The sequence below is a fragment of the Sodalinema sp. genome, from assembly GCF_046483825.1.
Lineage (GTDB): Bacteria > Cyanobacteriota > Cyanobacteriia > Cyanobacteriales > Geitlerinemataceae > Sodalinema.
Window position 1 is genome coordinate 1 of the sequence record NZ_JAWOCL010000140.1, and the last position, 7845, is coordinate 7845.

Genomic DNA, 7845 nt, shown 5'->3' on the forward strand with positions numbered 1-7845 from the left:
CTTGACGAACGAGGGGGAGAGCGAGGGCGGAGCAGGTTTGGGGCTGGGGTGAGGGGGTGCGGTCTGCCATAGTACTTAGAGGGTGACGGTCAACCGTGACGGCGATATTCTCGGTTCCTCTAGGTACGGTGTGGGGAATTTTTAATCCGGATAGCCTGGGGGGCTTTCGGCTGCAAGGTTTTACGCAGGCCAGTCTAGGCAGGCCAGTCTATAGGGGCAAGATTCTGGGTCGCGTCAAGATTTGTAAGGGGATGCCGATCGCCTCGGGAGGGGTTTGGTAGAATCCCCCTAGAGTGGAATGGGATGTGCTGCGGGCGATCGCTTGACTCAGACCTGTTCTCTTGCCGTCTTTATCAATGCACTATCACTATGGCAAATGCCCTTGCAAACGCACCCGATGTAACTGCGGATAGTTATGTGGTTCTCGGACTGGCGGTGTGTTTCTTACAAGATGATGGAGAGGTGCAACAGGTTCGTGTGATTGAACCGATTACCTCTTCGTCCCTCGAAGCACTCCTGAAAGGCATTCCCACGTCTTATGAGTTGGCCTACGCGACGACGATTGGTGAGATTTTTGATGGGGAAAGCTTCCAAGTGCCTGAGGTGTTCCCACCGGATGCCCAACTCGGCAATGATTTAACGGAGCGAATCATTGCCAGTACCCGCACCTATGCTAAGCGCCCTGAGGCGACTCAGCATATTGGTGTGGGGACAAGCTATCGGGAGTTTAATCACAGTTTGGAGCGTAAGCGCGTCCTCAACAGCGATCGCGTGGTCACAACGGACGATAATGTCAAACAACATCAATATACCCACGAGGTGCTTTAGCAAAACCCTCATGGGCCTTCACTCCTAGCCGAAATGCTGTTCAACGAGGGCTGGGATTTCTTGGGGTTTGATGTTACTGTGCCGAGCCTTTTTGGGTAACACCACCAGGTTCGGTGCAGATTTGCAGCGTTTGAGACAGCCGGTTCCTTGTACTTGAATGGACTCTCCAAGTCCGTACTCGTCGAGACTCTGTTTGAGAAGTTTGCAGAGGTCGCCGCTGGCCCGTTTACGACATTTGGATTTCTGACAGACGAGGATTTTGCCGGCGGGGGCTTTGGCTTTGATGGGGGGGTTGTCGGGTTGACTGGCTGAGGAGGGGGTCTCCTCGATGTCTAGGGCGGGACAGGGGTCTCCGTGACCGGGTTTGCTGAGTTGCCGCAACCCTGGATGGGGCTGAATCTGTTTGGCTTTGAGCTTCGTTTTATCGGGTTTGGCTTTGTGTTTCTCGGTTCCTCGCACGGATACCCAGGTTCCGGGTTCTAGGGCCAAGGATTGCGATCGCAATGACGAACTCAGTTTAATACGGTGGGTTCCTTCTTCGTTGAGTAGGTGCAAGCCCTTGATTTTACCTTTGCTGCTGCTGTCAACGCCGAGGACTCGTCCAACGAGATGGAATTGGGTTTTGGAGGAACTCATAGTTAGGGGTGTTGTTTGGTCGGTTACTGAGAATTGTAGTCAACTAATTTCGGGTTGGCAAGGGTAAGGGCGGTTTGCGATCGCACGATTGGGGCAAATTTACGCGCAAATTCAGGCAATTTGGCGTAAAAACCGTCCCCAAGGACGGATAAGGATACTGCTAATTTGTAACTTTTTTCAATAAAGTGGCCCAGGGCTGACAATCGATTAAGACAGTTAAACAATGACGATTTAAAACCAGAGATTACTTTGAAGTGTGTTTTTGGACGATTAAATATGTCCTAGCGTGTCTGTCTTGCCATACTCTTTTCGATAACCTTGCGATACAGGGACAGTGGGGGAGGGCGAACAGCCGTTCGCCCCGACCGCCATTTGTGGCACGAATGCATGAAAAAAATGGTATAGCCATCGAAGATTGGCTTGGGGAAGGGCGAGGGATGCCAATAGCGATTACGTGAGAACTGGGGACGGTCTGACACTCGTCTTAACTCTCGCCGAGAGCCGTTTTCAGAGTAGCGATGAAGTCAGGATAGGAAATCGAGGCGGCCTGGGCGTTATAGAGGTGACTGGGGCGATCGGCTAAGAGAGCGGCGATCGCCAAACTCATGGCAACCCGGTGATCATCGTAACTGTCCAAATCCGCCCCATGGAGGGGAACCCCGCCGCTAATTTCGAGGCCATCTGGACGTTCGCTAACGTTTGCGCCGAGTTTGGTCAGTTCGCGGGCCATGGCGAGGAGGCGATCGCTTTCCTTGACGCGCAACTCAGCCGCATCGCGAATGACAGTGGTTCCCTGGGCCATCGTAGCGGCGACGGCTAAAATCGGCACTTCGTCAATGAGGCGAGGAATTAACGCACCCCCGAGGTCACATCCCTTTAACTGAGAACTACGAACGCGGATATCGGCGACGGGTTCCCCGGCCACTTCCCGCTGATTTTCCAGAGTTAGATCGGCCTCCATCCGTTGCAGGGCCTCTAAAACTCCCGTGCGAGTTGGGTTAATACCGACATTTTGCACCCGCAAATCCGAACCGGGAAGAATGGCGGCGGCCACCAGCCAAAAAGCGGCAGAACTAATGTCTCCGGGAACGACAACGGTTTGTCCCGTGAGTTGAGCGGGGCCAGTGAGGGTGACGCGGTGACAACTGGGGTCTACGTCAATCTCAGCCCCAAAGGCCCGCAACATCCGTTCACTATGATCGCGGGATAGGGCCGGTTCGGTGACGGTGGTTTTGCCTTCGGTACTGAGTCCGGCGAGAAGAATACAGGATTTGACTTGAGCCGAGGCGACAGGAGAGTGGTAATGGTTGGGGGTGAGTTGGCGGCCATAGATGGCGAGGGGAGCAAGTTTCCCCCCTTCTCGGCCCCAAATGCTGGCTCCCATCTGTTGCAGTGGGGTGACCACCCGAGACATGGGCCGCGATCGCAGAGATTTGTCCCCAGTCACCGCAAAAAACTGTCCGGGTTGGGAGGCCAGTAGGCCCAACATCAAACGTAGGGTGGTTCCAGAATTGCCGGCGTTGAGGATATCGTTAGGTTCTTGGAGGTTGCCAATTCCCAAACCTCGAACGCGAACCTCTTGGTCTGAGAGTTGCGAAATGTCTGCCCCCATTTGCCGAAAACAAGCGGCGGTACTTTGAGGATCGTCTCCGAGGAGTAGGCCTTTAATGGTTGTTTCCCCTTCGGCGATCGCGCCCAACATCAGGGATCGATGGGAAATGGATTTATCACCAGGGATTTGAATTTCTCCCGAGAGGGCAACTCCTGATGTTGGGGGAGTAATAACTAAATCTTGACGTTGTTGATCGGTTTTGACTGTTACGATGGGGGAAGACATATCATCTACTAAACAGCTAGGACAGTGGACTTATCTTAGCCCGTGGCTTGCTCTCGTGATCGCCGATTTGCGTCCATCCCTGACTCTCTGGTTTTTCTATGCTGACTCACCGCAAACCCGCTTGTCTGTCTTTGATTTCTACCGATCTCCCTCTGTGGTCTATGGTGGAAACCACGGCAACTCTCTATCAAAAAGACCAACAGCGGTTTCATCTGCTGTTGAACGAACCGGCGGTTCTTGGGTGGCAACCCCAGTCCAATGCCGACTCTGACGGCCAACCGGCCCCCACTCCGACGCGACTGTTATGGTTTGAGATTTCTCCTTATCGGGCGATCGCCACCATGCAGGGACAGGGAGGACTCAGCTATCGTCATCTCTGGGAACGGGGAATGTATGGCATCAGTCGCTATTGGCTGCGAGGAGAAGACCCCCATTCTCATAGTCAGATGCGCCTGCGCAATTATACACGGCAACTGGAGTTTTCCGGGGAGTCACTGCCGGAACATTTGCGGCTCGACTATGAACTTTGGTCGGGACAACTGTCTCTGGGACGATATGTCCTCAATTTGGAGATTCACTCGTGATGTCGGAATCTCTCTAAAACACAGCAAAAAACCATCCCCCCGTCTCTAATACGGACAGGGGGATGGTCTTGGGGTCTGGGTCTAGTTGGAGGGGTTGGCTTCGTTAACTTGTGACGCTGAGGCCGCCTCTGAGGCACTGTTATTGATTTCAGCGTTAAAGGCTTCGAGGCGATCGCTGTCACTGGGTAAGGCGGCCAAAGCATCGAACCAGATGCTTGACTCGGCGTAGGCTTGGGCCACGTCTTCAGGAGTGGTGGCGGCATCGAGTCGGGTTTGGAGGTCTTCGGAGACGTCAACCCGTTCAATCCAGCCCTGGGCGAAAACGTCAGCAGACCGGCGTTGAGCGTTGCAGATGACGGATACGGTCCAACGGTAGGTTTTGCCGACTTCTAGGGACTGTTCTGAGTCTAAGGCGACTTGATTCATACCCGCTTCTAGGCGGTCAAATTCTTCGACGTAGATGGGGTTGGGGTTGCCATCTTCGACGAGGGTAAATTCAACAGGCCGGTTGATGGTATGCTCGGCGAGCCAGTAGAAGACAGGCTGACCCGAGACGGTGTAGGCGGTATGGTCGACGGGAGCAACGAGGGTGACGTCGATTGTGGTGTCTTTGTCGCTGGCGATCGCCTCACAGCCGCGAGATCCGGTCCCTTGGGTCTGTTGAGGACGACCGCGATTGGGGGGAGTATAGGCGATAGGACTAGCATTGACTCTTGCAAGCCAGGCGGAGGTTTCGGGGCGACGCAGTAGCGATGAACTGGTCGTCAGGGCCGCTTGGCCGACGACCAAGCTAGCGGTTCCTATCGTAACGGCAAGTATCTTGCTAAACGGTTTCATAATTGTGTTGCTCCCCATAGAGACGGGTGGGACATATTCTTTAACTTATGCCGACTATGATACCATGTAAGATCGGTTTCGTCTCGTGGAGGTCAGGATTCGGCGATGGTGGTGGCTTGCAGTCGATCGGGGAAGTTGGTGGGGGCGATCGCGGCCATGGCGATGGTGGCCGGTCTGGAGGTCTCGGGACAGCCAAGTTTAGCTCAGGGAGAACCGGAGCCAATTTGCGAGGAGGCGTTGGCGGGGGCCATTGATGAGATTCGCCTCAACCACGGCCCGGGGTCTCGTTGGGGGATTTTGGTTGAGTCTCTGGGGGGCGATCGCACCCTCTACAGTCGCGAGGCACAGCAGTATTTTTTACCGGCCTCGAACGTCAAACTTCTCACCACCGCCGCCGCCTTAACTCATCTCGGCCCTGATTATCGGGTTCGCACCTCAGTCTATCGCACGGAAACGGGGTTGCAGATCGTCGGCCGGGGAGACCCCACCCTAACCGGTGAACATTTAGAGACATTGGCGCAACAAGTGGCGGCGGCGGGAGTGACTCATGTTGGAGAACTCTGGCTCGATGCCAGTTATTTCCCAGGGGAGGCGGTGAATCCTCGTTGGCAATGGGAAGATGTTCAAGCGGGGTATGGCGCACCGGCTAATAGTGCCATTGTTGACCGCAATGAGATTCCCTTTACCCTGCATCCTCAAGAGATTGGGGAACCGTTGCGGGTGGAGTGGGAACGGGAGGAGGATGGCTCTCCGGGTCGTTGGTGGTTAGATAATCGCTCCCGAACCGTGGCGGCGGAGGAGTCCGAATGGCTACGGTTGGGACGGGGGTTCAGAGACCCGATGATTACGATTGAGGGGGAGTTGGCGGCGGGATCTGAGCCAGCGGCGGTGTCGGTGGCGCAGGTGTATCCCAATGAAGCCTTTTTAGATCACTTCTGGCGTCAGTTGCAAGCTCAGGGGCTGCCGGTGGGAAGTCGCCGCATTACCGAGGTTCCCCGGTTGGTGAAAGGAGTCGAAATTGCAGCAGTCGATTCTCCCTCTCTGGGGAGTTTGGTGGAGCGAACCAATCGGGTCAGTGATAATCTCTATGCTGAGGTGTTGTTGCGTTGGTTGGGGGTCACGGCGTCGCCAGAGTTGTTGTCTGAGGAGGAGTCCTCGGGGAGACCCCTCGCGGCGGCGGAGCGAGGATTGCAAGTGATGAGTCGGGTGTTGGCTCAGTTGGGGGTTGATGAGGAGCTGTTTCAGGTCAATGATGGGTCTGGGTTGTCTCGGGTGAACTGGGTCAGTCCTCAGGCGTTGGTGCAGACGTTACAGGGGATGGCCAGGAGTCCCCAGGGGAGTCTCTATCGGGCCTCGCTACCGGTGGCGGGGGAGTCGGGGACGCTGCGACATCGTTTGGGGGATAGTCCGGTGGCGATTCAGGCGAAGACGGGGACGATTGCTGGGGTTTCGGCGTTGTCGGGGTATTTGGAGCATCGGGAGTATGGAACTCTGACCTTTGCGATTATGGTCAATCAATCGACGAGATCGGTGAGCGAACAACGGGCGGCGATCGATGATATGGTGCGGCTATTGACTCAGGTTCGTCCCTGTTCGGGGTAACCTGGGATTGGATGTTGAGCTTGGGATTGGCTGAGTCCATCTCTCGTTTTTGTCTATGCTGTTCATCTGCGTCCCATTGTTGAGTCGTTTACGTTGTGACCCCTGTGAAACGTCAGCACCCCGACCCTCCGAGGCCGTCGTCGGTCTCTGACCCCCGTCCTTCTACTCATATTCATGTGAGTCATAATCCCATGATTCAGATTGAAGATACCTATCGTTTTGAGCAACCTGACCAACTTATTGATGCATTTAACGTGAACCAAGGTGAGGCGATGAAAGAACTCCAGCATTTAGCCGCATGGGTCCGAGAGCAATATCCTGAGGGGTATTTATTAACCTGGTTATTGAATCAGCCGGGGTTATGGTGGTGCGATGGCGAGATTTATCAGGCGGCGTTGTCGAAGGATGGCGCTCGTTTGAAACGCTATGTGCAGAAGAATGACCAGCAGGAGATGTTGCAGGGGATTGCCAGTAAGCTAACTCATGATGAGAGTTGGAATGCGTTGGCGGTAAGTTTGGGACGGATTTTTGCTCTGTATCAGCAGGAGTTGACTCAGTTACAGGAGCGACGGGTGCAACAGGTGGCGCGATCGCGATCGAAGTCCTCGGATTCGGAGAATTGGTCGTCGGATATTTCGGTGCAAAAACCCCTTCCTGATCCCAATGCTGACCCCATTACGGGAGTGGAAAAGGGTTAGTATTGCAGGTTATCTCGTGCCATGGCTTAAGCTGTGGCGCGGATTTTCAGCGGCTCTGCTGTCTCATTGTTTCAGCGGAGATTGAGCAGAGGAGGGGCCTAAGGTCTGTGATGACTGTATTCAGAGAAAAACGTCAATCTATTTTAGACCTTGCCGAGAAACAGGGTGCTTGCAATGTTCGGACGAAGTGAATTATCACGACAAGAGTACAAACAACGTCAGGCTTTTGTCAATTGTATGGAAGCTGAAATTGAGAGCCGTTTAGCCCAATCCTTACACCACAAACTGGCTCAGAAGTTAAGCAAAACATTGCCCTCTGAGCGGCTAAAAGTTTCTCGGAATACCTCAGTTAAGGTTGGCGAAACAGGACGATTTGAGCCATTGCCACAGAGGGGTATTCTAGATATCTTTTATGCTCCATCAGTTGACGGAAAACTCTTACTTTTGGGCAAGCCAGGGAGTGGCAAAACGACAACATTACTAGAGTTGGCAGATGCTTTACTGAACCGTGCGAAGCTTGACGTTTCAGCACCAGTACCTATTATTCTAGAGCTTTCTGAATGGCAGCCAATTACAACTGGATTTTTTTGGAATAAACGACAACATAATCCAAGTATTAGCTCCTGGATTTTCGGGCAACTTGAGCAGTGGGGAATTTCTAAAGGGTTGTCCAATGAATGGCCAAGAAACAGGGATTTAATTTTTCTATTAGATGGATTAGACGACTTACCTTTGGAGCGTCGTAGTCAGTGTATTGAGTACCTAAATGACTTTTTGGCCAATGATGTGGATTTAGTGGTGTGCGATTGGCAGGAAACCGATG

8 protein-coding genes are annotated in these 7845 nt (G+C 53.6%); 5 read left to right on the forward strand and 3 right to left on the reverse strand.

From position 1 onward, the window contains the following. The first annotated feature begins 363 nt into the window (after window positions 1–363). Window positions 364–828, forward strand: a complete 465-nt coding sequence (locus R6U67_RS09160) for a hypothetical protein (RefSeq protein ID WP_410252273.1) — start codon at window positions 364–366, stop codon at window positions 826–828. A 24-nt stretch (window positions 829–852) separates the two neighbouring features. Here the strand turns inward: R6U67_RS09160 and R6U67_RS09165 are convergent, their stop codons facing one another. Next, window positions 853–1464, reverse strand: a complete 612-nt coding sequence (locus tag R6U67_RS09165; RefSeq protein ID WP_410252267.1) for a (2Fe-2S) ferredoxin domain-containing protein — start codon at window positions 1462–1464, stop codon at window positions 853–855. Window positions 1465–1948: 484 nt separating this feature from the next. Further along, window positions 1949–3301 carry a 3-phosphoshikimate 1-carboxyvinyltransferase gene (gene aroA, locus R6U67_RS09170; protein ID WP_410252268.1) on the reverse strand — a complete coding sequence of 451 codons (1353 nt, stop codon included), beginning with the start codon at window positions 3299–3301 and terminating at the stop codon, window positions 1949–1951. A gap of 98 nt (window positions 3302–3399) precedes the next feature. Here aroA and R6U67_RS09175 point away from each other — a divergent pair, with 98 nt between their 5' ends. Further along, a complete protein-coding gene (locus R6U67_RS09175) occupies window positions 3400–3885 on the forward strand; it encodes a hypothetical protein (RefSeq protein ID WP_087708609.1) in 486 nt (161 codons plus the stop codon). 81 nt (window positions 3886–3966) lie between these two features. On the opposite strand, the gene R6U67_RS09180 is transcribed toward R6U67_RS09175, so the two are convergent. Continuing rightward, window positions 3967–4722: a DUF928 domain-containing protein gene (locus R6U67_RS09180; RefSeq protein ID WP_410252269.1), complete on the reverse strand. Its 756-nt coding sequence runs from the start codon at window positions 4720–4722 to the stop codon at window positions 3967–3969. 105 nt (window positions 4723–4827) lie between these two features. Between R6U67_RS09180 and dacB the strand changes: the two genes are divergently transcribed. From dacB to R6U67_RS09195, 3 genes are all read left to right on the forward strand, one after another. After that, on the forward strand, window positions 4828–6324 hold the full coding sequence (gene dacB, locus R6U67_RS09185; RefSeq protein WP_410252270.1) for a D-alanyl-D-alanine carboxypeptidase/D-alanyl-D-alanine-endopeptidase: 1497 nt from the start codon (window positions 4828–4830) through the stop codon (window positions 6322–6324). A gap of 191 nt (window positions 6325–6515) precedes the next feature. After that, the gene (locus R6U67_RS09190; protein ID WP_410252271.1) at window positions 6516–7022 is read left to right on the forward strand and encodes a hypothetical protein; all 507 of its coding nucleotides are present in this window, start codon (window positions 6516–6518) and stop codon (window positions 7020–7022) included. Window positions 7023–7259: 237 nt separating this feature from the next. Further along, on the forward strand, window positions 7260–7845 hold a 586-nt coding region (locus R6U67_RS09195), incomplete at its 3' end, for an NACHT domain-containing protein (protein WP_410252272.1).

Coding starts and splice junctions, on each gene's coding strand:
- R6U67_RS09190 (WP_410252271.1), top strand. CDS start 6,516: ATGATTCAGATTGAAGATACCTATCGTTTTGAGCAACCTGACCAACTT.
- R6U67_RS09180 (WP_410252269.1), bottom strand. CDS start 4,722: ATGAAACCGTTTAGCAAGATACTTGCCGTTACGATAGGAACCGCTAGC.
- aroA (WP_410252268.1), bottom strand. CDS start 3,301: ATGTCTTCCCCCATCGTAACAGTCAAAACCGATCAACAACGTCAAGAT.
- R6U67_RS09175 (WP_087708609.1), top strand. CDS start 3,400: ATGCTGACTCACCGCAAACCCGCTTGTCTGTCTTTGATTTCTACCGAT.
- R6U67_RS09165 (WP_410252267.1), bottom strand. CDS start 1,464: ATGAGTTCCTCCAAAACCCAATTCCATCTCGTTGGACGAGTCCTCGGC.
- dacB (WP_410252270.1), top strand. CDS start 4,828: ATGGTGGTGGCTTGCAGTCGATCGGGGAAGTTGGTGGGGGCGATCGCG.